This window comes from Leifsonia sp. fls2-241-R2A-40a (assembly GCF_030209575.1).
Lineage (GTDB): Bacteria > Actinomycetota > Actinomycetes > Actinomycetales > Microbacteriaceae > Leifsonia.
The window spans coordinates 1,120,717-1,145,155 of record NZ_JARVRS010000001.1; the positions used below are offsets into that span (position 1 = coordinate 1,120,717).

Here is a 24,439-nt window from a genome sequence, read left to right on the forward strand (position 1 = left end):
CTGCCGGGCCTATTCGGAGGGGGTCGGCGTCGCGGTCTGCTCGGCCTTCGGCAGGTACTGCTTCGGCATGGGCGAACCCGGGAACCACTTCTCGTAGAGCTTCTTCCAGGTGCCGTCCTCCATCGCCGCGTGCAGCGCCGTGTCGAGGGCGCTCTTGAGGGCGGTGTTGCCCTTGGCGATGGCGAAGCCGGCGGGAGCGTCGAAGGAGGGGATGTCCTCGGCGTCCTTCAGCGACGGGTACTGCGCGACGTAGCTCTTGGCGGCCTCGTAGTCGAGGAAGTGCGCATCCACCGAACCGCTGTTGAGGGCGGAGACGGCGGCGTTGTTGTCCGGGAAGCGGACCAGGTTGGCCTTCGGGAAGTTCTTGACCGCGTACGACTCCTGCAGGGTGCCCTGCACGACGCCGAGGCGCTTGCCCGCGAGGTCCTTCGCCGAGTCGATGCCCGCGCTCTTGGTGGTCAGCACCGTGAGGTACCCGGCCAGGTAGCCGTCGGAGAAGTCGACCGTCTTCTTGCGGTCGTCGGTGATGCCGATGGCGGCCACGCCGACGTCGAACTGGTGGTTCGCGACGGCGGAGAGCAGACCGGAGAAGTCCTGGCCGGTGAAGACGGCCTTGCCCAGGTGGGCGCGCTTCGCCACATCCGTGAACAGCTCGACGTCGAATCCGGTGAAGTTGCCGCTCGCGTCGGTGAACGTGTACGGCTTGGCGTCGCCGAGGCTCGCGACGCGGACCGTGCCCGCCTCGATGAGTCCGTAGGGGTTGTCCTTGGTGGCGGCGCCGGACGCGCCGCCGGAGCTGCAGGCCGCGAGGACGAGGGCGGCGGAGGCCGCGGCGGCCAGCAGCGCGGCCGGCCGGAGGAGGGTGCGTCGTTTCACTGCGGGGGTCCAATCGTCGAAAGAGGTGGACGAGAAACGGGACATACGATCCTCGTCGATCCGGTACTTGCTGAGACCGGTCTCTGCTGTTTAGGCTGAGACCGGTCTCAGTTGGTTTTCTGGGACGCTACAACACGGTTCCGGGGTTCGTCAACCTTCGGGCCCCGAGCAGGAAGGCGCATCGATGTCACCACGCCCCGAATCCCGGCGCGCAGTCACGGTGGCCGACATCGCCCGGGCGGCCAAGGTCTCCAAGGCGACCGCCGCCCGTGCCCTCGGCGACTACGGGCAGGTGAGCGACGCCGTGCGATCCCGCGTGCTGGCCGCCGCAGAGGAGCTCAACTACCGCCCCAACGCCCTCGCGAAGTCGATGAACACCGGCCGCTCGAACACGATCGGCGTCGTCGTCGGAGACATCGAGAACCCCTTCTTCGCCCATGCGATGCGCGGGATCTCCGACGTGGCCAGCAAAGCCGGTTACGACGTCATCCTCACCAACTCGGACGAAGACGTGGATGCGGAGCACGCCGCCGTGGACGTCCTCCTCGACAAGCAGGTCGACGCGCTCATCGTGGCGCCGGCCTCCTCCGCCCGGGTCGCCCACCTGGCATCCGTCGGCGCTGCCGGGCGCCCGCTGGTCCTGCTCGACCGCCGGGCCGACGGCGAGCCCTACGACTCCGTCACGGTCGACAACCGCACGGCCGCATCCCGGGCGACGGCGGAGCTGCTGGCCGAGGGCCACCGGCGCATCGCCTTCATCTCGACCCACGACCATCCGTCGGGGGTCTATGCGCCGGGCGACACCATCACGATGTCGAGCGTCGCGGATCGCGTGGACGGCGTGATGGAGGCGCTCACCGACGCCGGCGTCGCCTCGCCTGAACGGAACATCCGCCTGGATGCGCGCCGCCGGGGAGTGGATGCGGTCGCCCGAGACCTCCTCCAGGGCGACGACCCGGTGACCGCCATCATCGCGTCGGACAGCCTGATCGCCATGACTGTCTTCCAGACCATCCGGACCCTCGGCCTCAGCATCCCGGACGACGTCTCCCTGATCGCCTTCGACAACCCGGAGTGGACGGGAATCACGACGCCTCCACTGACGGTCGTGGAGCAGCCGATCTACGAACTCGGGGCGGCCGCCGCGCGCCTGGCGCTGCAGCGCATCCACGGCGAGCGGGTCGATGACGAGGCCGTCGTCTTCGACGCGGACCTCGTCCGCCGCGCCTCTGTCGCCCCGCCCGCGTCTGCCCGCGTCGAGTTCCCCTCCTGACTCCGTCTGACCGCGCCCTTTGACCCCCTCGAGATTTGCGCCAAATCGTCGCTCAGGCTGTGGCGATTTGCGCCGAATCATCGCTCTGGCCGCGCCAGAACCGAGATTTGGCGCAAATCGCGAGGGTGCGCCCCAGCGGCCCCCTCAGCGCCCGGTCTCGCGCGCGGACTGCGCTGCGCGCAGGTCGCCCAGTGCGCGCTCGGTCTCGCGGTCGACGTGTCCGCCGCGCGCGAGGATCGCCGCGGGCAGCCACTCGCTGAGCAGGAAGCGCCGCCGCGCGGGCGGTTGTCCTCCGTTGGTGCGCGTCGGCCGGAGCACCCAGCCGTGTTCCATCCCCTGTGTCCATGTCGTGTTCGCCATGTCATCAACGTTACGAACGTAAACATTCGGACACGAGATGGCTTCAGGTCTATCTTCGCAAAGATCCGGCCAGTACACTCTCGACCATGATCCGATCCGTCGCGGTGCCCGTCATCGACGACTTCGCCATGTTCGAGTTCGGCGTCGTCTGCGAGGTGTTCGGTCTCGACCGCAGCTATGCGGGACTCGAGCCGTTCGACTTCCGCGTGTGCTCCATCCACCCCGGCACCCCCGTCGCCAGCCCGGTCGGCGTCACGCTGACCGCCCCGTACGGGCTGGAGGCGATGGAGGACGCCGACCTCATCGCCGTCCCCGCGGCGACCGTCCGCGACGAGTACCCCGAGGAGTTCCTGGAGGCGCTCCGCCGGGCGTACGCGCGCGGCGCCATCCTGCTCAGCGTCTGCTCCGGTGCGTTCGCACTCGGCGCGGCCGGGCTCCTCGACGGCCGCGACTGCACGACGCACTGGCGCTTCTCCGCCGAGCTGCAGCGCCGGTTCCCCGCAGCGCGCGTCGACCCCGACGTGCTCTTCGTCGACGACGGCCGCATCATCACCAGCGCCGGGACCTCCGCCGGCATCGACGCCAGCCTGCACCTGGTGCGCCGCGAGCTCGGCAGCGCGGTGGCGAACACCATCGCGCGCAACATGGTGGTTCCGCCGCAGCGCGACGGAGGCCAGCGCCAGTACATCGACAAGCCCGTGAGCGATTGCGAAGACGACACGTTCAGCGAGCTGCTCGACTTCCTCGCCGACCGCCTCGACGAGACGCACACGGTCGGCAGCCTTGCCGAGCGCACGCACATGTCGACCCGGAGCTTCTCGCGTCGCTTCGTCGCGGAGACCGGCGTTCCGCCCATGCAGTGGCTCACGACCCAGCGCGTCCTCCACGCCCGCCTCCTGCTCGAGACCACCGACCTGCCGATCGACGAGGTCGCGAGGCGGTGCGGCTTCGGCAGCGCGACGCTGCTGCGGCACCACTTCGACGCCGAGGTAGGAGTACCCCCGACCCGCTACCGGGCCGCCTTCGCCCGAGCCTGACGGCGCGGGGCCAGGTCGTCGCCGCGGTAGTGGCGCAGCAGCCTCCAGTTGCGGACCGCGACCTGCCCGCACACCTCCACGGTGACCAGCCCGCAGACGATCACGCCCCACGCGCGCGGGTTCTCCCCCTGGGTCGGGATGGCGATCGCCAGCGCCACGGTGGACACCAGCGCGAGTGCGGCCAGGAGTCCGGCGATGCTCGCCATCCGCCACGCCCGCGCGCGATCCGACCGGTCTCCCATGCAGGGGAAGCTACTCCGCGGCGCGGGTTAACGAAAGATGAATCTCCGCCCAACGGGATGGGAACGCGTGCGGGGACCTCGCCGGACGTAGCGAAGCCCCCGCCCGATCCCGGGAGGGGGCTTCGTCGTAGAACGGCGTCAGTCCTTGAAGGCGTCCTTGATCTTCTCGCCGGCCTGCTTCACGTCGGCCTTGACCTGGTCGCCTTTGCCCTCGGCCTCGAGGCGCTCGTCTCCGGTTGCCTTACCCGTGGCCTCCTTGGCGTTGCCTCCGAGCTTCTCGCCCGCGTTCTCGATCTTGTCGTCGAGTCCCATGACGTCTCCTTTCGTCGTCCGATTCTTCTTCGACGCTCCCACCGCGGTCGCAGCGCGTCTACCCCCGACGATCCGCCTGAGAAATCAAGCCCGAATCGGCTCAGGGAGCGCCGTCCGAGCGGTCGAGCGCACCGATGGCGATCGACATCCTGCCCAGGAATTCGCGGACGACGACCGCTTCGCGCTCCCCGAGGTCCCCTGCCGCCTCGAGCATCCGGCGGTGCATCGCCTCGAGGGTGTGCCGCACCTCCTCGTCGGCTCCGGGCGTCGCAATGATGACGAGGCTGCGGCGATCGGAGGGATGCGGACGGCGGGTGACCCATCCCGCGACCGTCAGCCGGTCGAGCATGACCGTCACGGACGAGGACTTCAGCTTCAGCAGCGCGCCCAGTTCGGCGGGCGTCACCGGCTCGCCTTCGGCCTGGCGTTTCAGCAGGAACCGCAGCGCACGGAGGTCGTTCTCACCCATCCGCATCGACTCGCGCGTACGCCGGCGCATCGCCTGCTCGGCCGCGCGGTAGTCGCGCAGCGCCCTCAGGACGTCAACGGTGTGCGGGTCCGCCTGGTCGTACCAGTAGCCCTCGTCGGTCTGTGCTTCGATACGGCGATTTTACGTGCTGCGCCGTGTGCGCTCGCGGTGAGGGTTCGGCCGGCCCGACCGCTCGGTCGCGTCGATGCGGTCGACGGCGTCGCGCATCCGGTGCAGGAAATCGACGACCACCGCCGCGTCGGCGGCGTCGAGCGAGACCGCGACCTCGACCAGTTCCTCGCGGACGTCCGCCAGGATCGCGCGCTGCAACTGATCTTCCGGCACCGCGGGCACGACGATCAGGGCGCGGCGGTCGAAGGGACTCGCCTCGCGGCGGATGTGCCCGGCCCGCTCCAGACGGTCGAGCAGCGCGGTGACCGATGAGCTCTGGATGCCGAGGTATTCGGCGAGTTCCTTGGGGCCGACCGAGCGGCCGGCCTGCTGGGCCCGGAGGAGATAACGCATCGCCGAGACGTCGTTCTCGCTCATCCGCAGCACTCCCTCGGAGCGCCTCCGCATGGCGGACTCAGCGGCGCCATAAGCGCGCATCGCCTCGAGCACGTCGACGGCCGGGGAACGGTTCTCGCCGTCGCCGTACCAGTAGTGGCGCGCCGATCCCTCGTTCTCGGACGTCATGCGCTTCTGGCCGTCGAAGCATCCCGGGGGTCGAGGGTCGATTGGCCGGGCTCGGGCGTCAGCAGCAGTCCGTTCGGCCGGTGCGTTCCATCCATGAGCACCTCGAGCCACTCCCGGTTCAGCGGCGCGATGGCCCCCTCGTCGTACCGGAACCGGATCGGGAAGCCGTTGTCGACCCAGATCGTCTCGCGGCCACCGTCGTCCTCGCGGATCCAGCTCAGCGCGAAGGACTCGCGCCGACGGAGTTTGCTCGTGATCACGACCTGGAGGTGCGCGAGCGTGCGATCGCTGAAGTCGTAGTCGGCACCCCCGTAGCTGAGCACTGCCACGTCCGTCTCCCCCTCGGGCTAACCGCATCCTTGTCCAGCGGATATGTAGTTAGTCTAACCGTATAGCTCGTCTGTCTAGCAATACGATCGACGCGGGATTTCAAGGCCTTCTGAGCGCCCGTCCCCTCCCCCACAATGAACGCTGTGAGCACCTACCGACTGCAGATCTCCCCCGACTTCACTTTGCGCGACGCGATGCAGGTGCTCGACCACATCCAGCGCCTCGGCGCGGACTGGGTCTACCTGTCGCCGCTGCTCGAGGCAGAGCCGGGGTCGATGCACGGCTACGACGTCGTCGACCACGGCCGTGTCGACGCCTCGCGAGGCGGCCCGGAGGCGCTCCAGGAGTTCTCCGACGCCGCGCACGAGCGCGGCCTCAAGGTCCTCGTCGACATCGTGCCCAACCACATGGGCGTCGCCACCCCTGCCCTCAATGCCTGGTGGTGGGATGTGCTCGCTCACGGCACCGAGTCGCGCTTCGCGTCGTACTTCGACATCGACTGGGAGTTCGGCCACGGCCGGCTGCGACTCCCCATCCTCGGCGACGGCCCCGACGAGGAGGACGCGCTCCGCATCGAGGACGGCGAGCTCCGGTACTACGACCACCGGTTCCCGATCGCCCCGGGGACGGGCGAGGGCACCCCGAAGGAGGTGCACGCGCGGCAACACTACGAGCTCATGTCGTGGCGACGCGCCGACGCCGAACTGAACTACCGCCGCTTCTTCGCGGTCACGACGCTGGCCGGCCTGCGCGTCGAGGACCAGCAGGTCTTCGACGACAGCCACCGTGAGATCGGCCGCTGGGTGCACGAGGGCCTGGTCGACGGCGTCCGGGTCGACCACCCGGACGGCCTCCGCGACCCGGGCCAGTACCTGGAGCGCCTGCGCGCACTCGCCGGGGATGCGCCCATCTGGGTCGAGAAGATCATCGAGGGCGACGAGCGGATGCCCGACTGGCCCGTCCAGGGCACCACCGGCTACGACGCGCTCGGCGTCATCGACCGCGTCTTCGTCGACCCGTCCGGCGAAGGCCCGCTGACCGCACTCGCCGGGGAGATCGACGAACGCGAGGAGAGCCAGGACTGGGTGGAGCTGATGCACCGCCGCAAGCGCGCTATGGCCGACAGCATCCTGCGCTCCGAAGTGCTGCGCGTCGTCCGCGAGCTCGGCGAGGGCACCGACGAGGAGACGGCCGATGCGGTCGCCGAGCTCGCCGCCTGGTTCCCCGTCTATCGCAGCTACCTGCCCTACGGCACCGAGTACCTGGAGGAGGCGCGCCTCGCGGCGGCGGAGTCGCGCCCGGACCTCGTCCCGGTGATCGAGCGGATCACCGACCGGCTGGGCGACCGGTTCGAGCAGACCACCGGAGCCATCATGGCGAAGGGCGTCGAGGACAACGCCTTCTACCGCTTCACGCGGCTGGTCTCCCTCACGGAGGTCGGCGGCGATCCGTCGGAGTTCGCCCTCTCGCCGGAGGAGTTCCACCGCCGTCAGGAGGACCGCCTGCAGCGCCTCCCCGAGTCGATGACCGTCCTCTCCACGCACGACACCAAGCGCGGAGAGGACACGCGGGCGCGCATCCACGTGCTCGCCGAGCTGCCCGGACGCTGGGAGCGGTTCCTGCGGACCGTGCGCGAGCGCGTCGGCTTCGGCGACGGATCCCTGGAGAACCTGCTCTGGCAGTCGGTCGTCGGCGCGTGGCCCGCGTCGCGCGAACGCCTGCAGGCCTATGCCCTGAAGGCGGCGCGGGAGGCGGGCGCGTCCACCGGCTGGACGGACCCCGACGAGGAGTTCGAGGCGCGCATGGCCGCGGCGATCGACGCCGCCTTCGACGACGAGCGCGTCCGGGCCGAGGTGGAGGCGCTGGCCGCCGTCATCGAGGCTCCGGGTGCGAGCAACGGCCTCGGCGCGAAGCTGCTGCAGCTGACCGCGCCGGGCATCCCGGACGTCTACCAGGGCTCCGAGCGCTGGGAGCGGTCGCTGGTCGACCCGGACAACCGCCGCCCGGTCGAGTTCGACGCGGCCGCCGCCCTCCTCGCGCACATCGACGAGGGATGGATCCCCGAGATCGACTCGTCCGGCGCCGCCAAGGAGCTGGTCACCGCCAAGGCACTCCGCCTCCGGCGCGACCGCCCCGAGCTGTTCACCGGGTACCGGCCCGTCTACGCCGCAGGCTCGCGGGCCGGCCACCTGGTCGCCTTCGACCGCGGCGGCGCCGTCGCGCTCGCCACTCGGCTTCCCGTCGGCCTGTCCGCCACCGGCGGCTGGGCGGACACCACGGTCGACCTCGGCGAGGAACCGCTGCGCGACGAGCTCACCGGCCGCGAGCACCGGGGCCGCGTCTCTCTCGCCTCGGTCTTCGAGACCTACCCGGTCGCACTCCTGGCGGTCGCACGATGACCGGCGCGTGGGGCGACCGCCGCTTCCCGGTCTGGGCTCCTCGGGCCCGATCGGTGGATGTCGTGCTCGACGGCATCGGCACCTTCCCGCTGACCCCCGTCCCGGCGACGGACGCGAGCCCGACCGGCGGCTGGTGGGAGCTGGCCGAGCACCCCGAGCTGCCCGACCGTCCCCTCGACTACGGCTTCGTCGTCGACGGCGAAGGACCCTTCCCGGATCCGCGCTCGCTGCGCCAGCCGAACGGCGTGCACGAGTTGAGCCGCGAGTTCGACCCCCGCGCCCGCGAGTGGGCGGACGGCGGATGGGAGGGACGCGACCTCACGGGCACGGTCATCTACGAGCTGCACATCGGCACCTTCACCCCCGAAGGCACCCTGGATGCGGCACTCGGGCGTCTCGATCACCTGATCGACCTCGGCGTGGACGCGATCGAGCTGCTCCCGGTCAACGCCTTCAACGGGACCCACAACTGGGGCTACGACGGCGTGCTCTGGTACGCCGTCCAGGAGCAGTACGGAGGACCGGAGGCCTACCAGCGCTTCGTCGAGGCGTGCCACCAGCGCGGGCTGGCCGTGATCCAGGACGTCGTCTACAACCACCTCGGCCCGAGCGGCAACTACCTGCCGAAGTTCGGCCCCTACCTCGGGGAGGGCAGGAGCACCTGGGGCGTCTCGGTGAACCTCGACGGTCCGTCCTCCGACGAGGTGCGGCGGTACATCCTCGACAACGCCGAGTACTGGCTTCGCGAGATGCATGTCGACGGGCTGCGACTGGATGCGGTGCACGCCCTGCACGACGCCGGCGCGACCCACCTCCTCGAGCAGCTCGCCGTGCTGGCCGACGAACTCGCCGGCGAGACCGGCCGCGCCCGCACGCTGATCGCCGAGAGCGACCTCAACGACCCCGAGCTGATCCGCACCCGCTCGCACCACGGCTACGGACTGCACGCCCAGTGGGACGACGATGTGCACCACAGCATCCATGCCAACCTGACGGGCGAGGACACCGGGTACTACGCGGACTTCGCCCGGCCGGAAGCACTCGTGAAGGTGTTCCAGCGCGGGTTCTTCCACGACGGCACCTGGTCGAGCTTCCGCGAGCGCCACCACGGGCGCCCGCTCGACGGCGACATCCCGTTCACGCGCCTCGTCGCATTCAGCCAGGATCACGACCAGATCGGGAACCGGGCCGCCGGCGACCGCCTCACGGCGACCCTCGACCCTGGCCGTCTCGCCGTCGCCGCCACGCTGACGCTGCTCGGCCCGTTCACCCCGATGCTCTTCATGGGCGAGGAGTGGGCGGCGACCACTCCGTGGCAGTTCTTCACCTCCCATCCGGAGCCCGAACTCGGGAAGGCGACGGCGGAGGGCCGCATCGAGGAGTTCGCCCGGATGGGCTGGGACCCCGCCATCGTCCCCGACCCGCAGGACCCGGAGACCTTCCAGCGCTCGAAGCTCGACTGGTCGGAGCCGGATCGCCCCGGGAACGCCCGGATGCTCGACTGGTACCGCGCGCTGACCGCTCTGCGACGCACGCTCCCGGCGGATGCGCGGGCGACAGACGTCGCCTACACCGACGGCGTCTTCCGCTTCCAGCGCGGCGGCCTGCTCGTGGAGGTGAGCCTCTCCGGCAGCGGCCTCGGCACCGCGCCGTCCGACGCGGTCGCCGCCTTCGGCGAGGCCGTGCGGGTGACGCGGGCATAATCAACCGTATATACTGTTAATTCTCCGGTATATACACTGAGGAGATGACTCTGATGGCAGTACCTGCTCGCAGCAAGAAGCTCATTTCTTTCCGCGAGGACCAGGTCGAGGCACTGACCGCGATCGCTACGGACACGCACAGCAACTTCACCGCGACGGTACTCGATGCCGTCGACGCGTACATCGCTGCCCACGACCGCACGACGCAGCAGATGATCGACCGCGTCGTCAGCCAGAATTCGGGTCTCCTCGAACGACTCCGCGACGCTTGAGCATCCGCTACGTCACTCTCGAGGAGTCGCTTCTGGTGATCCGAACCGTGCACGGTGATGAGCCCCTGAAGTTCGTCCGCGACACGGTCCTCCTCCAGTCCGCTTTGGAGAGGCCTGCCGCCACCCTCTTCGGTCTCGACGCCTACCCGGATGTGTACGCCAAAGGAGCCGCGCTGCTTCATTCGGTCCTGCGCAACCATGCACTGCTCGACGGCAACAAGCGCACAGGCTGGATCCTGTGCGTCCTCTTCTTCACGATCAACGGGTACGACGAGCGTTATGACGAGGATGCGATGTTCGACTTCGTACTGGCCGTCGCTGCGGGCGATATCGAGGACATCGGCGAGATCGCACGTCGCCTGTCTTCCTGGTTCCAGCCCCGCGTCTAACGTCCCGCCGCCTCCCTGTCAATGCCTGGAGGACGGCCCCACTCCCCGGTATCGTGGCGGTCTACCCGAATCGGAGGCACCGTGCCTAAGCCCTGCCCCCGGCCCCACCGCCGGACCACCCCCAGCGCCACCGTCCAGCGGGGGTCTTCCCTGTGACGAGCGACTCCCTGCCGTACCCGCTGGGGATCACCCTGCGCGAGGGCGGCGCCAATGTCGCCGTCTACAGCGAGCGTGCCGACAAGGTGATCGTCTCCCTGTTCGACACGCGCGGCCGTGAGACGCAGACGGTCCTCGGGGACCGCACCGGGCACGTTTTCCACGGGTTCGTCCCCGGGCTCGTCCCGGGCACCCGCTACGGCCTGCGCGTCGACGGCCCGTGGGACCCCGCCAACGGCCTCCGTTTCTCGCCGGCCAAGGTCCTGCTCCCCCCGCACACCCGCGCCGTCACCGGCTCGTGGGACAACACGCAGGCCGTGTTCGGCCACCAGCTCGGCCGCCCGAAGCGGCGCAGCGACACCAACGGCGCACGCCACGTCGCGCTCGGCGTCGCCGTCGACCGGCAGGAGTTCGACTGGGGCGACCACGAGCGCCCGCGCACCCCGCTGAGCGAGACGATCATCTACGAGATGCACGTGAAGGGCTTCACGAAGCTCATGGAGTGGGTGCCGGAGGAGTTCCGCGGCACCTACGCCGGCCTCGCGCATCCCGCCGCGGTCGAGTACCTGAAGAACCTCGGCGTCACCGCGGTCGAGCTGCTTCCGATCCACCAGTTCGTCCAGGACGCCCACCTGCTCGAGAAGGGCCTGCGCAACTACTGGGGCTACAACTCCATCGGCTTCTTCGCTCCGCACAACGAGTACTCCGCCACCGGCGACACCGGTCACCAGGTCGACGAGTTCAAGGGCATGGTCAAGGCGCTCCACGCGGCCGGCATCGAGGTCATCCTCGACGTGGTCTACAACCACACCGCCGAGGGCAACGACCTCGGCCCCACCTACAGCTTCAAGGGAATCGACAACCCGTCGTACTACCGGCTGGTCGAGGGCGATGCGGCGCACTACTTCGACACCACGGGTACCGGCAACAGCTGGAACGTGAGCCACCCGGCCGCGCTGCAGGTGATCATGGACTCGCTGCGCTACTGGGTCGAGGACATGCACATCGACGGTTTCCGCTTCGACCTGGCGACGACGCTCACCCGCCAGGGCGGCGACGCCAGCCTGCACAGCGCGTTCCTGACCCTCATCCAGCAGGACCCGACGCTCGCGCAGGTGAAGATGATCGCCGAGCCGTGGGATGTCGCCGGCTACCAGCTGGGCGGCTTCCCCGCCGACTGGTCGGAGTGGAACGGCCAGTTCCGCGATGACGTCCGCGACTACTGGCGCGGCACCCCCGGTGTGCTGTCCACGCTGTCCCAGCGCGTGCTGGGCAGCCCGGACATCTACGAGGACTCGCGCCGGGCGCCGCTGTCCAGCGTGAACTTCGTCACCGCGCACGACGGCTTCACCCTCGCCGACCTCACCAGCTACAACGAGAAGCACAACGAGGCGAACGGCGAGGACAACCGCGACGGCGAATCCGACAACCGCTCCAACAACTACGGCGTCGAGGGACCGACCGACGACGAGGGCATCAACGCGTTCCGCACCCGGCAGCGCAAGAATTTCCTCGCGACGGTCCTGCTCTCCGCCGGCGTGCCGATGATCCTCGGCGGCGACGAGATCGGCCGCACTCAGCAGGGCAACAACAACGCCTACTGCCAGGACAACGAGATCTCCTGGTACGACTGGGAGCACGCCGACTGGGAGCTGCACGAGTTCACCTCGAAGCTGATCCGCCTGCGCCGCAGCGAGCCGGCCCTCCGCCCCGAGTGGTACCGCCAGGCGCCCGACGTGGGCGGCACGGATGTGGTGTGCATCATCCGCACCGACGGCGAGCCGTTCTCGGATGAGGACTGGTCCGACCCGGAGGCGCGCTCCATCGCATTCGAGCTCCGTCACGAAGGCGCCGACTCGTTCCTGCTGATGCTCAACGCCGCCGGCAACGGCGTGGAGTTCATGCTTCCCGAGGCGGCCGGCTCACCGTGGGAGCTCGAGCTCTCCAGCGACCCCGAACTCGCTCTCCACGACCACACCAGCGTCATCCTCGGCGAATCCTCGTTCGCCCTGCTGCGGTCCCGGAACAGCTGATGGCCGAGTCGACCATCCCAGCACTGCTCGGGCGGTACCGCCCGCAGCATGTGATCGGCCGCGGCGGTGAGGCGAGCATCTTCCGCGCCACCGACGAGCTGCTCGGCCGGGAGGTCGCCATCAAGCTCTACCGCGCGGGCGGTGAGGAGGAGATGGCCCAGTACCGCACGGAGCAGGCGGCCCTGGCCAAGCTCAGCCACCACGGCATCGTCTCGCTGATCGACGCCGGGATCGACTACACGTCGCCCAAGGACCCGCGCCCGTTCCTGATCATGGAGCTGGTCTCGGGCACCGACCTCGCGACCGCGCTGGCCCAGCGGGAACTGACCCTCGAGGAGATCGCCGAAGTCGCCTACGACATCTCCGAGGCGCTCGAATACGTTCATGCGAACGGAGTCGTGCACCGCGACATCAAGCCCTCGAACATCATGCTGGTCTCCTACGGCACCACGACGTTCCGGGCCCGGGCGCGCCTCACGGACTTCGGCATCGCCAGCGGCATCGCCGGTGCGCCGACGCAGCTCGACGAGGGCAAGACGACCGGCACGGCCGCCTACCTGAGCCCCGAGCAGGCCTTGCGTCAACCGGCCACGTCGGCGAGCGACATCTACTCGCTGGGGCTGGTGCTGCTGGAGTGCTTCACCCGCTCGGTGGCGTACCCCGGCCCCGCCGTCGAGTCGGCCATGGCCCGCCTGGAGCACGAGCCGCCGGTCCCCGACGGTCTCCCGGACAGCTGGAGCGACATCCTCCACGCCATGACGGCGAGCGACCCGGCCGCTCGCCCCACCGCGGAGCAGCTGACACCGAAGTTCCGCGAGGCGGTCATCGTGGCGGCCGGTCTGCAGCGGGTGTGACGACGGGCGGGACGACCGGCGGGATCACGCGCGGCGCCACGCCCGGGGCGACGGGCGGGGCGACCGCGATCGAGGACCACGCCGCCCTCGGCGACGGCCGCACCGTCGCCTTGATCGATCGTTCCGGCACCGTCGACTGGCTGCCCATCCCGAGCCTCGACTCGCCGCCCGTCTTCGCCGCCCTGCTCGACCCCGAACGCGGCGGCCGCATCCTCCTGCGGCCGGTCAGCGACTTCGAGGCTCGCAGGCGCTACCTGCCCGGGACCAACGTGCTCGAGACCACGTTCACCACCGCGACCGGCTCGGTGCGGGTCACGGATGCGCTGGTCACCGGCGTCGCCGGCCGCCTCCCCTGGTTGGAGCTCGCCCGCCGCATCGAGGGGATCGCGGGCACCGTCGTCATGGACTGGGCGGTCGAGCCGGGCACCATGCTGGGCGAGGCCGGCCCGTGGGCCGAGCGGGTGGACGGCAAGCGCATCCTGCGTGTCCGCAAGGTCAACATCGGCGTCACCGGACTGACCGATGCCGAGGACGACGAGGATGCGCCCCGCTTCGGCGGCCGCATCCGGGTCGCCGACGGCTCGCGCCGGACGCTCACCATCGTGGCGACGAACGACGAACCGCTGCACCTCCCCGACCCGGGCAACGTCGACATCGGTATCGACCGGACGGTCTCCAACTGGGAGCTCTGGTCTCGCACGTTCTCGTACCAGGGCCCCTGGGATGAGGCCGTCCAGCGGAGCGCGCTCGCCCTGAAGCTGCTTCTCTACGCCCCGACGGGCGCCATCGCGGCGGCCGGCACGACGTCCCTTCCGGAGACGCCGCGCGGTGGCAAGAACTGGGACTATCGCTTCGCCTGGGTGCGCGACACGGCCTACGCCCTGCGGGCGCTCGCCCGCTTCGGCCTGCGCGAGGAGACGCATGCCGCGATCTCCTGGCTGCTGCGCGCCGTGAAGGGAGACGTCGCCGAACTGCGCGTGCTGTACGGGCTGCGCGAGGAGGCATCCACGGATCCCCAGACCCACGACGCCCCCGGCTGGCGCGGGATCGGGCCGGTGGTCACCGGCAACCGGGCCGCGGGCCAGCTGCAGCTCGGCGTCTTCGGCGACCTGCTCAGCGTCGCGCTGGCGTACGCCTCTGCGGGCAACGTCCTCGACGTTCCGACCCGGAGGCTGGTCGCCGACGTCGCCGATCACGTCTGCGACGTGTGGCGCCTGCCCGACTCGGGGATGTGGGAGCTCAGCGAGCTGCGCCACCACACCTCCTCGAAGATGGGCTGCTGGCAGGCCCTCCAGTCGGCGCTGTCACTGGTCGAACTCGGCCAGATCGAGGGCAACCCGTCGCGGTGGCGGCGCGAGGCGGACGTCATCCACGCGTGGGTGGAGGAGAACTGCTGGTCCGAGCGTCTGGGCGCCTACACGATGGCGGCCGGCGACGAGGAGTTGGATGCGTCGGTGCTGCTGCACGCGCCGAGCGGATTCGATCGCGGCGAGCGGATGCGGTCGACCATCGACGCGCTTCGACGCGAGCTGGGAGACGGCCCGCTGCTGTTCCGGTTCACCGGCGCCGAGGCGGAGGGGGAGCTCCCCTTTGTCGCGTGCTCCTTCTGGCTGGTCTCGGCGCTCGCCTGCGTCGGCGATATCCCGGAGGCGACGGCGCTCATGGACGACCTGGTCGGCCGCGCCAACGACGTCGGGCTCTATGCCGAGATGATGGCTGCCGACGGCGCCTTCTGGGGCAACTTCCCGCAGGCGCTGTCGCATCTGGGCCTCATCGACGCCGCTCTGACGATCGCCGACCTGCGCTGACCAGCTGCCTGACGCGACACGCCGTCCGGCGGGCGCCGCACGGCGTGTCCCGTCAACTCGATCGGACAGGTCCCGTCCGGGCGGCCAGCGCCGTGGCGATCGCGTGGGGCACCGTATCGTCCTGGAGCGACGTCGTATCCCCGAGCGGACGCCCGTCGAACAGGTCGACCAATAGTCGCCGCATGATCTTGCCCGACCGCGTCTTGGGCAGATCCCCGACCAGGACGACGTGCCGCGGCTTGGCGATCGCACCGATCTCGCGGGTCACCTGTTCGCGCAGCTCCGACTCCTGCGGGGCCCTCCCCGACGGGACCACGAACGCCGCGACCGCCTGACCGGTGGTGTCGTCGCCGACGCCGACCACTGCCGCCTCCGAGACGCGAGGATGCGCCACGAGTGCCGACTCGATCTCGATCGTCGACAGGCGGTGACCGGAGACGTTGATGACGTCGTCGAGCCGTCCGAGCAGCCAGATGTAGCCGTCGGGGTCGACCGCTGCTCCGTCGCCGGCGAGGAAGTACCCGCGCTCCGCAAAGGGACGCCAGTACGAGTCGCGGTAGCGCTCCGGGTCGCCCCAGACCGTGCGCGACATCGCCGGCCAGGTCCCGTCGATCACGATGGAGCCCCCAGAGCCCCGGGGCACCTCAGCTCCGCACTCGTCCACCACCCGCACGGTCACGCCGGGCACCGCGACGGTCGCGGATCCCGGCTTCAGCGCGGTGACTCCCGGCAGCGGCGCGACGATCGCGGCGCCCGACTCCGACTGCCACCAGGTGTCGACCACGGGCGCCCGCCCGGCGCCGATGTGTTCGCGGAACCACATCCACGCCTCCGGGTTGATCGCCTCCCCGACCGTCCCGAGCAGCCGGATGCTGGACAGGTCCCAGCCGTCGCCGAGACCCTCCGGGAACCAGGTCATGAAGGTCCGGATGAGCGTCGGCGCCGTGTAGTACGTGCTCACTCCGTAGCGCTCGATGATCTCGAAGTGGCGACCGGTGTGCGGGGTGTTCGGCGTCCCCTCGTAGATCACCGATGTGGCGCCGTTGGAGAGCGGTCCGTACAGGACGTACGTGTGCGCGGTGACCCAGGCCAGGTCGGCCGTGCACCAGTACACGTCGTCGTCCTTCGCGTCGAAGAGGGCCCAGTGGCTCCAGGACGCCTGCGTCAGGTAGCCGCCGGTGGTGTGGACGACGCCCTTCGGACGTCCCGTCGTGCCCGACGTGTAGATGATGAACAGCGGCGTCTCGGCGTCGAAGAACTCGGGGTCGTGGATATCCGGGGCCGTGTCCACGACGTCGTGCCACCAGACGTCGCGGCCAGGGGTCCACGGGATGTCGGGGGTGAGGTCACCGGTTCGCCGGACCACCAGGACGTGCTCGATCGCGTTGTCCCCGTCGACCGCCGCATCCGCGTTCGCCTTGACGGGCACCGCGGCGCCCCGTCGGAACTGCCCGTCGGAGGTGACCAGCAGCTTGGCGCCGGTGTCTTCGACGCGGAACCGCAGCGCCTCCGCCGAGAACCCTCCGAAGACGAGCGAGTGGATGGCGCCCACGCGCGCGATCGCGAGCGTGATGACGACGGTCTCGGGGATCACCGGAAGGTAGACCACGACGCGGTCCCCCTTCCCGATGCCGAGCTCGGCGAGAGCGTTCGCCGCTCGTGCCACCCGGCGCTGGAGGTCCGAGTACGTGATGGTCTCGCGGTCGCCCGGTTCGCCCTCGAAGTGGAGAGCCACCCGGTCGCCGCGTCCCGCCGCGACGTGCCGGTCGACGCAGTTGACGGCGGCGTTCAGGCGGCCGCCTGCGAACCACTCAGCCTGCGGCACGGTCAGCTCGCCGTCGGGGCCGGCGACGGCCGGCTCCCAGGTGTGGGCGGTGTGCCACGGCTCGGCCCAGTCGAGCCGTGCGGCCTGGCGCTCCCAGAACGCGACAGGACCCGCGGCGGCCTCGGCGAACACCGACGCGTCGACGTTCGCTTGCGCGGCGAATGCGGCGGACGGCGGGTAGAGCCGGGTCTCGCGGCCGAGGTTCTCGATCGGGGAGCTCATCCTGCGACGGTATCGGCGGTCAGCCTGCCACCCCGCGCCGGCCCGTAAGGATCCGTAACGCCCGGCCCCTCACCGCCGGATCCCACGGCGAACCACCCCGCCGCAGACCCGCCCGCCGCTCACGCCCCGACGTACCGCGCCAGGTGCTCGCCGGTCAGAGTCGAGCGCGCCGCGACGAGGTCGGCCGGCGTCCCCTCGAACACGAGCCGCCCGCCGTCGTGACCGGCCCCCGGACCGAGGTCGATGATCCAGTCGGCGTGCGCCATGACGGCCTGATGGTGCTCGATGACGATGACCGATTTTCCCGCGTCGACCAGCCGGTCCAGCAGCCCGAGCAGTTGCTCGACGTCGGCCAGGTGCAAGCCGGTCGTCGGCTCGTCGAGGACATACACCCCGCCCTTCTCCGCCATGTGGGTCGCGAGCTTCAGCCGTTGCCGCTCTCCGCCCGACAGGGTGGTGAGCGGCTGACCGATCGTGAGGTAGCCGAGCCCGACGTCGGACAGCCGCTTCAGGATGGCGTGCGCGGCCGGCAGCTTCGCGTCGCCCGCCGCGAAGAACCCCTCCGCTTCCGTGACGGGCATGGCGAGCACCTGGCTGATGTCGCGTCCGCCGAACGTGTACTCCAGCACCGAGTCGTCGAATCGCCGACCCTCGCACACCTCGCAGACGGTCGAGACGCCGGCCATCACGCCGAGGTCGGTGTAGATCACCCCTGCGCCGTTGCAGTTGGGGCAGGCGCCTTCCGAGTTCGCGCTGAACAGTGCGGGCTTGACGCCGTTGGCCTTCGCGAACGCCTTGCGGATCGGCTCCAGCAGACCCGTGTAGGTCGCGGGGTTGCTGCGCCGCGAGCCGCGGATCGCTCCCTGGTCGACCGCGACGACCCCGTCGCGAGGCGCGATCGAACCGTGGATGAGGGAGCTCTTCCCCGAACCGGCCACCCCGGTCACCACGACCAGCACCCCGAGCGGGATGTCGACATCGACGCCCTGCAGATTGTGCTCGGAGGCGCCACGCACCTCCAGAGCGCCTGTCGCCGACCGCACCTGCTCCTTGAGCCGCGCACGGTCATCGAGATGGCGTCCCGTCAGCGTGCCGCTCGCGCGCAACTCGTCGACCGAACCCTCGAAGACGACCTGGCCGCCCTCCGATCCGGCCCGCGGCCCCAGGTCGACGACGTGGTCGGCGATCGCGATCGCCTCCGGCTTGTGCTCGACCACCAGCACGGTGTTCCCCTTGTCGCGCAGCTGGATCAGCAGTTCGTTCATCCGCTGGATGTCGTGCGGATGCAGCCCGACCGTCGGCTCGTCGAAGACGTACGTGATGTCGGTGAGCGACGAGCCGAGGTGCCGGATCATCTTGGTGCGCTGCGCCTCGCCGCCCGACAGCGTGCCGGATGGCCGGTCGAGCGAGAGGTAGCCGAGCCCGATGTCGACGAACGAGTCGAGCAGGTGCTGCAGGTTCTTCAGCAGCGGCGCGACCGACGGCTCGTCGAGCCCGCGCACCCAGTCGGAGAGGTCAGTGATCTGCATCGCGCAGGCATCGGCGATGCTGATCCCCGCGATCTTGGATGCGCGCGCGCCCTCGCTGAGCCGCGTCCCCTCGCACTCCGGGCACGTGGTGAAGGTGACCGCACGCTCCACGAAGGCACGGATGTGGGGCTGCATCGCGTTCACGTCTTTGGAGAGCATCGACTTCTGGACCTTGGGGACGAGGCCTTCGTAGGTCAGGTTGATGCCTTCGATCTTGACCTTCACCGGCTCCTTGTAGAGGAAGTCCTGCCGCTCCTGCTCGGTGAAGTCGCGGATGGGCTTGTCGCCCGGGACGAACCCGGAATTGGCGATGATCCGGACTCCCCAGCCGTCCGCCGTGTAGCCGGGGATGGTGATGGCGCCCTCCTGGAGCGACTTGCTGTCGTCGAACAGCTGCGCGAGATCGATGTCGCTCACCGCTCCCATGCCCTCGCACCGGGGGCACATCCCGCCCAGCTGGGTGAACTCTCGCTTCTCCGTCTTGCCGCCGACGGTGATGGCGCCGCGCCCCGACACCGAGGGGATGTTGAACGAGAACGCCTGCGGCGAGCCGATGTGCGGCTGTCCGAGCCGGCTGAACAGGATGCGGAGCATCGCGTTCGCGTCGGTCACTGTCCCGACCGTCGAGCGCGCGTTGGCGCCCATCCGCTCCTGGTCCACGATGATCGCCGTCGTCAGGCCTTCGAGCACGTCCACATCGGGCCGCGCCAGCGACGGCATGAAGCCTTGCACGAACGCGCTGTACGTCTCGTTGATCATGCGCTGCGACTCGGCCGCGATGGTGCCGAACACGAGCGAGCTCTTGCCCGAACCGGATACCCCGGTGAACACGGTCAGCCGCCGCTTCGGCAGTTCCACGCTCACGTCTTTGAGGTTGTTCTCCCGCGCCCCTTGGACGCGGATGATGTCATGGCTGTCTGCTGCGGTCATGTCGATTCCCTCCGGTCGAACGTGACCCACGATATATCAGCCCTCTGACATCGGGGGATGGACCGTGTACCGCAGGCGCGCGAACTGCCCGACCGCCGAGGCCGACTCGAGGTGCAGACGGTCCGACTCCACCCTCCGCGGGAACAGCGGCGCGCCGCCGGTCAGGGCTACCGGCGCGATCGACAGCGCCAGCTCATCCAGCGCGCCGGCATCGAAGAATTGCCCCGCGAGCTCGCCGCCGCCGACGACCCAGATGTCGCCATCACCGGCCGCCTCCCGGATGGCCGGAAGAGCCTCGGACACGGGCCCGGAGACGAAGCGGATGTCGGCGCCCTTCGGAACCGGCAGTTCCCGGTGCGTGAACGCGAACGTCGGCCGGGTGCCGTGGAACTCCTGCCACTTCTCGGGATGCGCCAGGATGTCGCCCTCCCGGAGCACCCACTCGTACGTGGTGCTCCCCTCCACCATCACCGCCGCATCCGTCGGCAGCAGTTCGGAGTCCGGCACCTCTCCACCCGGAACGGCGAACAGCCAGGCCAGCGAGTCGTTCTCATCCGCGATCCACCCGTTGATCGTCGCGGCCGTGTCGAAGATGATCCTCCCCATGTCCGCCGACGGTACCGGCCACCACCGACACGGTGGGAGCATGGTCCGCATGGATGCCGTCGACGCGCTGAACGAGATCGCTTTCTGGCTCGAGCGGGAGCTGGCGCCCAGCTTCAAGGTCCAGGCCTTCCGGCGCGCAGCGGCCACCATCGCCCCGCTCGACGCCGACGAGCTCGCCGCCCGCGTCGCCGACGGCCGCCTGAAGCGCACCAAGGGCATCGGCGACCGCACGTTCCAGGTGATCGCGCAGGCGGTCGACGGAGAGGTGCCCTCCTACCTCGCCGACCTGCGCGAGCGCAACGACCAGCCGCTCGACACCGGCGGCGCCGAGCTGCTCGCCCAGTTGCGCGGCGATCTCCACAGCCACACCGAGTGGTCCGACGGCACCGTCCCGATCGAGGTCATGGCCGCGGCCGCCGCGACGCTCGGCCGGGAGTACCAGGCCATCACCGACCACTCCCCCACCCTCACCGTCGCGAGCGGCCTCAGCGCGGAGCGGCTCGAGGAGCAGCTCGGCGTCATCGCGGCTCTCGACACCGGCTCGCTCACCCTCCTCACCGGGATCGAGGTCGACATCCTCGAGGACGGCACCCTCGACCAGACCCCGGAACTGCTGGGCCGGTTGGATGTGGTGGTCGGCAGCGTGCACTCCAAGCTCCGGTCGGACCGCCGGACGATGACGAAGCGGATGCTCGGCGGCATCCACGACCCGCAGACGAACGTGCTCGGACACTGCACGGGACGGCTGGTGCAGGGATCCCGCGGAACGCGTCCCCCGTCGGAGTTCGACGCCGACGCGGTGTTCGCCGCGTGCGTCGAGAACCAGGTCGCGGTGGAGATCAACTCGCGTCCGGAACGTCAGGACCCGCCGGACGACCTCATCCAGCGTGCGCTCGATGCAGGGTGCTTCTTCTCGATCGACACGGACGCCCATGCACCGGGTCAGCTCGACTTCCTCGCCTACGGCGCCGCGCGCGCTGCCGCGAACGGCGTCCCCGCCGACCGCATCATCACCTCCTGGCCGCTCGACCGCCTCCGCGCCTGGCTGGCCAAGTCCTGACCTCGCCGCTGCGGGAAGGGCTCAGAGGCCCCAGGCGGACGCGGGAGCCTGCACGACCTGCACCGGCCGCGTGCTCCAGTGCGAACCGTTGCCGTAGTGGCTGGTCGCCCACGGTGACGCCCAGATCGCGGCGGCGGTCGCGTCCGCCGACGTCCCGGCCTGCAGGCCGGCCACGATCGCGGGATACCCGCGCTGCAGGTTCTTCGCGCAGTACTCGGCCGCGGTGACGAGATCCGGATAGCTTCCGAGCCCGGCGCCGCCGCCCGACCCGTACCCGTTGTTCAGGGGGTTGTTGCGGTTCCACCAGTCGGGCGGCCCGTTCTCCTGGCGCATCCAGCGCAGCATCACGTTGACGTTCTCGTCGGTCTGCGGCCAGCCGCCGAACATGAGCACGAGCTTCGCCCACGCCTCGTTCGTCCCGACGCGGGCGAGCGTCTGCAGCCCGTCGGTCGCGCTGAGGTTCTCGCGGTTAACCACCGGCGCGGCGATGGTGGCATCCACGAGCAGCTGCTGGTCGGGAGCGGGCGCAGGAACGACACGACCCGGCGCGACGGTGGTCGACGGCGCGACGCGCAGAGTGGATGCGAGCGCCTCATCCGTCGGCACGATCGAGAATCCGCACACCAGCCCGATCACGGCGAGCGTTACTCCGATGCGGTGCTGCAGCGGCAGCCCGGCCCTCCGCGGCGGCTTCGGAAGCCGGATGCGCACCCGCTGCGTCGGCACGGCAGCACGACGACCGGCCGGACGACGGCCGCGGGGGCGGAGGGGGGCGGATGCGGGGGGCATACCCGACGTAGAGTACCAGCGTCCTACGGGAACGCCACCGCGAGCTACCGGGCCACCTCGTTCAGACGGGCGAGCAGACCGGCCAGCCGGCGCACATCCTCTTCGCCCCAGCGACGCAGGCCGCGGTACAGGGTGGCCTGGTCGGCCGCCCGCACTTCGTTCACCTTCTCGACCGCTTCGGGGGTCGCCGCGATGAAGCTCGCCCGACGGTCCTCCGGGTCGGTCTTCCGCTCGACGAAACCCATGTCTTCGAGCAGTTTCACCTGCCGGCTGATCACGCTCTTGTCCGTGTACAGCATCGCGGCGAGCGCGCCCGCGTGGATGGGTCCGCTGCGCACGATCGTGGTGAGCAGCTTGTAGCCGCCCGGCTGGAGATCCGGGTGGATGCGCTCCGCGCGGTCGCGCATCGCGGTGCCCACCTGGTTGAACAACCGGGTGAACTGCTCCTCCACGTCGGAGATGGCCGCGTCGCTCGCCTGTTCCGAGTCGACGGGAAGGGTGGCGGCGGAGCCCGCCGCCACCCGATCCGTATTGTCCATGGCCGCGATCATAACGCGCTCCGCTAGCGGCCCTTCACAGCGGAGAGGTCGTCCTCCTCCGATGGCCGGACCGCCGCCACCGAGCCGGTCACGGGAGCGCCGATGAGCGCCTCTGCGACGCCGAGCGCGTTCTCCTCCGCGGCCTCGAGCGGCGTCTCGCCGTTCTCCTCCTGCATCCGCTCGATGGCGGTCTTGCTGCCGAGCTTGATGTTCGGGAGGAAGAGGATGGCGACGATCGTGATGATGGCGAGCGGCACAGCGACGAGGAAGATGTCCGCGACGGACTGGCCGTACACCGACTCCACGATCGTGCGGATCGGGAGGGGCAGCGAATTGACCTCGGGCAGCGTGCCGCTCTGCAGCGACTTCGCCGCCTCGACGCCCTTCGCGCCGAGCTTCGCGACAGCGGCCATCAGGTCGTCCTTGCGGTCCGCCATCCCGTTCGTCACCGCCGTGCCGAGGATGGAGCCCATCACCGAGACGCCGATGGTGCCGCCCAGGCTGCGGAAGAACGCGACGTTCGAGCTCGCCGCGCCGAGCTGCTCCGGCCGCACCGTGTTCTGCACGATGAGCACGAGGTTCTGCATCACCATGCCGACACCGGCGCCGAGGATCAGCATGTACACCGAGACCAGCCAGTAGTTCGTGTCGTACTCGATCGTGCTCATGAGGTACAGACCGACGGTCAGCAGCACGGAGCCGACGACCATGAAGGCCTTCCACTTGCCGAACCGGCTGATCAGGTTGCCCACGATCATCGAGGACAGCAGCAGACCGAGGATCATCGGCAGCGTCAGCAGACCCGACTCTGTCGGCGTCGCACCGCGAGCCAGCTGCATGTACTGGCCGAGGAAGACGGAGGTTCCGAACATCGCGACCCCGACCGAGATGGAGGCGATGACCGCGAGGGTGAAGGTGCGGTTCTTGAACATCCCGAGCGGGATGATCGGCTCCTTCACGACGAGCTCTGTGACGATCGTCGCGATGATCAGGGCGATCGCGCCGCCCACCATCCAGAACGACTCCGGGCTGACCCAGTCGAAGTTCTTACCGGCCAGAGAGACCCAGATCAGCAGGAGCGAGACGCCGGCGGCGAGGAAGATCGCACCGAGGTAGTCGATGCGGACCTTGCGTGCGGGGCGCTTGGGGAGGCGGAGTGTGACCTGCAGCAGGAAGATCGCGACGATCGCGACGGGGACGCCGACGAAGAAGTTCCAGCGCCATCCGATGGAGTCGGTGAGCAGACCGCCGACCAGCGGGCCGCCGACCGTGCCGACCGCCATGATGCCGCCGAAGAGGCCCATGTACCGGCCGCGCTCGCGCGGGCTGATGATGTCGGCCATGATGATCTGGCTCAGGGCGGTCAGTCCGCCTGCGCCGAGGCCCTGGATGACGCGGAATCCGATCAGCATGTTGGTGTCGGCCGAGAAGCCGGCGAGCGCAGAGCCCGCGACGAAGATGACGAGGGCGAGCTGGATGAGCAGCTTGCGGTTGAGCAGGTCGGCGAGCTTGCCCCAGATCGGGGTGGAGACCGTGGTGGCGAGCAGCGTGCTGGTGACGACCCACGTGTAGGCGGTCTGGTCGCCGTGCAGCTCGGAGATGATCCGCGGCATCGAGGTCGACACGACCGTGCCCGCGAGGATCGAGACGAACATCCCGAGCAGCAGCCCGGAAAGGGATTCGAGCACCTGCCGGTGCGACATCACTGCCGGTGCTCCATCCCTGGAGAG

General features: G+C 69.7%; 23 protein-coding genes. 10 read left to right on the plus strand and 13 right to left on the minus strand.

The features are described 5' to 3' along the window. Nucleotides 1-9 precede the first annotated feature (9 nt). Entirely contained in the window at nt 10-876 is an 867-nt protein-coding gene (locus QRN40_RS05620) for an ABC transporter substrate-binding protein (protein WP_285114526.1), read from the minus strand. A gap of 184 nt (nt 877-1,060) precedes the next feature. On the opposite strand from QRN40_RS05620, the gene QRN40_RS05625 reads away from it, so the two are divergent. Next, on the plus strand, nt 1,061-2,149 hold the full coding sequence (locus QRN40_RS05625) for a LacI family DNA-binding transcriptional regulator (RefSeq protein WP_285114528.1): 1,089 nt from the start codon (nt 1,061-1,063) through the stop codon (nt 2,147-2,149). 144 nt (nt 2,150-2,293) lie between these two features. Here the strand turns inward: QRN40_RS05625 and QRN40_RS05630 are convergent, their stop codons facing one another. Beyond that, nucleotides 2,294-2,509, minus strand: a complete 216-nt coding sequence (locus QRN40_RS05630; RefSeq protein ID WP_285114529.1) for a hypothetical protein — start codon at nt 2,507-2,509, stop codon at nt 2,294-2,296. Between the two features lie 86 nt (nt 2,510-2,595). Between QRN40_RS05630 and QRN40_RS05635 the strand changes: the two genes are divergently transcribed. Further along, nucleotides 2,596-3,546, plus strand: a complete 951-nt coding sequence (locus QRN40_RS05635; protein ID WP_285114530.1) for a helix-turn-helix domain-containing protein — start codon at nt 2,596-2,598, stop codon at nt 3,544-3,546. On the opposite strand, the gene QRN40_RS05640 is transcribed toward QRN40_RS05635, so the two are convergent. From QRN40_RS05640 to QRN40_RS05660, 5 genes are all read right to left on the minus strand, one after another. Continuing rightward, the gene (locus QRN40_RS05640) at nt 3,519-3,788 is read right to left on the minus strand and encodes a hypothetical protein (protein ID WP_285114531.1); all 270 of its coding nucleotides are present in this window, start codon (nt 3,786-3,788) and stop codon (nt 3,519-3,521) included. The genes QRN40_RS05635 and QRN40_RS05640 overlap by 28 nt on opposite strands. Before the next feature lie 138 nt (nt 3,789-3,926). Continuing rightward, complete coding sequence (locus tag QRN40_RS05645) at nt 3,927-4,100, minus strand: CsbD family protein (protein ID WP_285114532.1); 174 nt, start codon at nt 4,098-4,100, stop codon at nt 3,927-3,929. A 100-nt stretch (nt 4,101-4,200) separates the two neighbouring features. Further along, nucleotides 4,201-4,599, minus strand: a complete 399-nt coding sequence (locus QRN40_RS05650; protein WP_285114534.1) for a MarR family winged helix-turn-helix transcriptional regulator — start codon at nt 4,597-4,599, stop codon at nt 4,201-4,203. Between the two features lie 111 nt (nt 4,600-4,710). Continuing rightward, a complete protein-coding gene (locus QRN40_RS05655) occupies nt 4,711-5,265 on the minus strand; it encodes a MarR family transcriptional regulator (RefSeq protein ID WP_285114535.1) in 555 nt (184 codons plus the stop codon). Further along, nucleotides 5,262-5,594: a DUF7882 family protein gene (locus QRN40_RS05660; protein WP_285114536.1), complete on the minus strand. Its 333-nt coding sequence runs from the start codon at nt 5,592-5,594 to the stop codon at nt 5,262-5,264. The genes QRN40_RS05655 and QRN40_RS05660 overlap by 4 nt, the downstream gene beginning before the upstream one ends. A 135-nt stretch (nt 5,595-5,729) precedes the next feature. Here QRN40_RS05660 and treY point away from each other — a divergent pair, with 135 nt between their 5' ends. The 7 genes from treY to QRN40_RS05695 all read left to right on the plus strand — a co-directional run bounded on the left by treY (nt 5,730) and on the right by QRN40_RS05695 (nt 15,209). Then, nucleotides 5,730-7,994, plus strand: a complete 2,265-nt coding sequence (treY, locus tag QRN40_RS05665; RefSeq protein WP_285114537.1) for a malto-oligosyltrehalose synthase — start codon at nt 5,730-5,732, stop codon at nt 7,992-7,994. Then, entirely contained in the window at nt 7,991-9,697 is a 1,707-nt protein-coding gene (treZ, locus tag QRN40_RS05670; RefSeq protein WP_285114538.1) for a malto-oligosyltrehalose trehalohydrolase, read from the plus strand. The genes treY and treZ overlap by 4 nt, the downstream gene beginning before the upstream one ends. 44 nt (nt 9,698-9,741) lie before the next feature. Beyond that, entirely contained in the window at nt 9,742-9,969 is a 228-nt protein-coding gene (locus QRN40_RS05675) for a hypothetical protein (RefSeq protein ID WP_285114539.1), read from the plus strand. 35 nt (nt 9,970-10,004) lie between these two features. Further along, on the plus strand, nt 10,005-10,358 hold the full coding sequence (locus tag QRN40_RS05680; protein WP_285114540.1) for a type II toxin-antitoxin system death-on-curing family toxin: 354 nt from the start codon (nt 10,005-10,007) through the stop codon (nt 10,356-10,358). Between the two features lie 152 nt (nt 10,359-10,510). After that, nucleotides 10,511-12,547, plus strand: coding sequence for a glycogen debranching protein GlgX (glgX, locus tag QRN40_RS05685; protein WP_285114541.1), 2,037 nt, complete (start codon nt 10,511-10,513; stop codon nt 12,545-12,547). After that, on the plus strand, nt 12,547-13,401 hold the full coding sequence (locus QRN40_RS05690; RefSeq protein WP_285114542.1) for a serine/threonine-protein kinase: 855 nt from the start codon (nt 12,547-12,549) through the stop codon (nt 13,399-13,401). Before glgX ends, QRN40_RS05690 begins: the two co-directional genes overlap by 1 nt. 23 nt (nt 13,402-13,424) lie before the next feature. After that, on the plus strand, nt 13,425-15,209 hold the full coding sequence (locus QRN40_RS05695; RefSeq protein ID WP_285117447.1) for a glycoside hydrolase family 15 protein: 1,785 nt from the start codon (nt 13,425-13,427) through the stop codon (nt 15,207-15,209). A 52-nt stretch (nt 15,210-15,261) separates the two neighbouring features. On the opposite strand, the gene acs is transcribed toward QRN40_RS05695, so the two are convergent. The 3 genes from acs to QRN40_RS05710 form a co-directional block, all read right to left on the minus strand. Next, nucleotides 15,262-17,256, minus strand: a complete 1,995-nt coding sequence (gene acs / locus QRN40_RS05700) for an acetate--CoA ligase (RefSeq protein ID WP_285114543.1) — start codon at nt 17,254-17,256, stop codon at nt 15,262-15,264. A 119-nt stretch (nt 17,257-17,375) separates the two neighbouring features. After that, nucleotides 17,376-19,715 (minus strand): ATP-binding cassette domain-containing protein, encoded by a 2,340-nt coding sequence (locus tag QRN40_RS05705; RefSeq protein WP_285114544.1) that lies wholly within the window; start codon nt 19,713-19,715, stop codon nt 17,376-17,378. A gap of 36 nt (nt 19,716-19,751) precedes the next feature. Next, a complete protein-coding gene (locus QRN40_RS05710) occupies nt 19,752-20,321 on the minus strand; it encodes a dihydrofolate reductase family protein (RefSeq protein WP_285114545.1) in 570 nt (189 codons plus the stop codon). Between the two features lie 49 nt (nt 20,322-20,370). Between QRN40_RS05710 and QRN40_RS05715 the strand changes: the two genes are divergently transcribed. Next, nucleotides 20,371-21,381, plus strand: coding sequence for a PHP domain-containing protein (locus QRN40_RS05715; protein WP_285114546.1), 1,011 nt, complete (start codon nt 20,371-20,373; stop codon nt 21,379-21,381). A gap of 21 nt (nt 21,382-21,402) precedes the next feature. Here QRN40_RS05715 and QRN40_RS05720 read toward each other — a convergent pair whose 3' ends face one another. Genes QRN40_RS05720 through QRN40_RS05730 form a run of 3 tightly spaced genes read right to left on the minus strand, consistent with a single transcriptional unit; the run spans nt 21,403 to nt 24,412 of the window. After that, complete coding sequence (locus tag QRN40_RS05720) at nt 21,403-22,170, minus strand: hypothetical protein (RefSeq protein WP_285114547.1); 768 nt, start codon at nt 22,168-22,170, stop codon at nt 21,403-21,405. 44 nt (nt 22,171-22,214) lie between these two features. After that, nucleotides 22,215-22,709 carry a MarR family winged helix-turn-helix transcriptional regulator gene (locus QRN40_RS05725; RefSeq protein ID WP_285114548.1) on the minus strand — a complete coding sequence of 165 codons (495 nt, stop codon included), beginning with the start codon at nt 22,707-22,709 and terminating at the stop codon, nt 22,215-22,217. A gap of 23 nt (nt 22,710-22,732) precedes the next feature. Then, entirely contained in the window at nt 22,733-24,412 is a 1,680-nt protein-coding gene (locus tag QRN40_RS05730; RefSeq protein ID WP_502878933.1) for an MDR family MFS transporter, read from the minus strand. Nucleotides 24,413-24,439 lie beyond the last annotated feature (27 nt).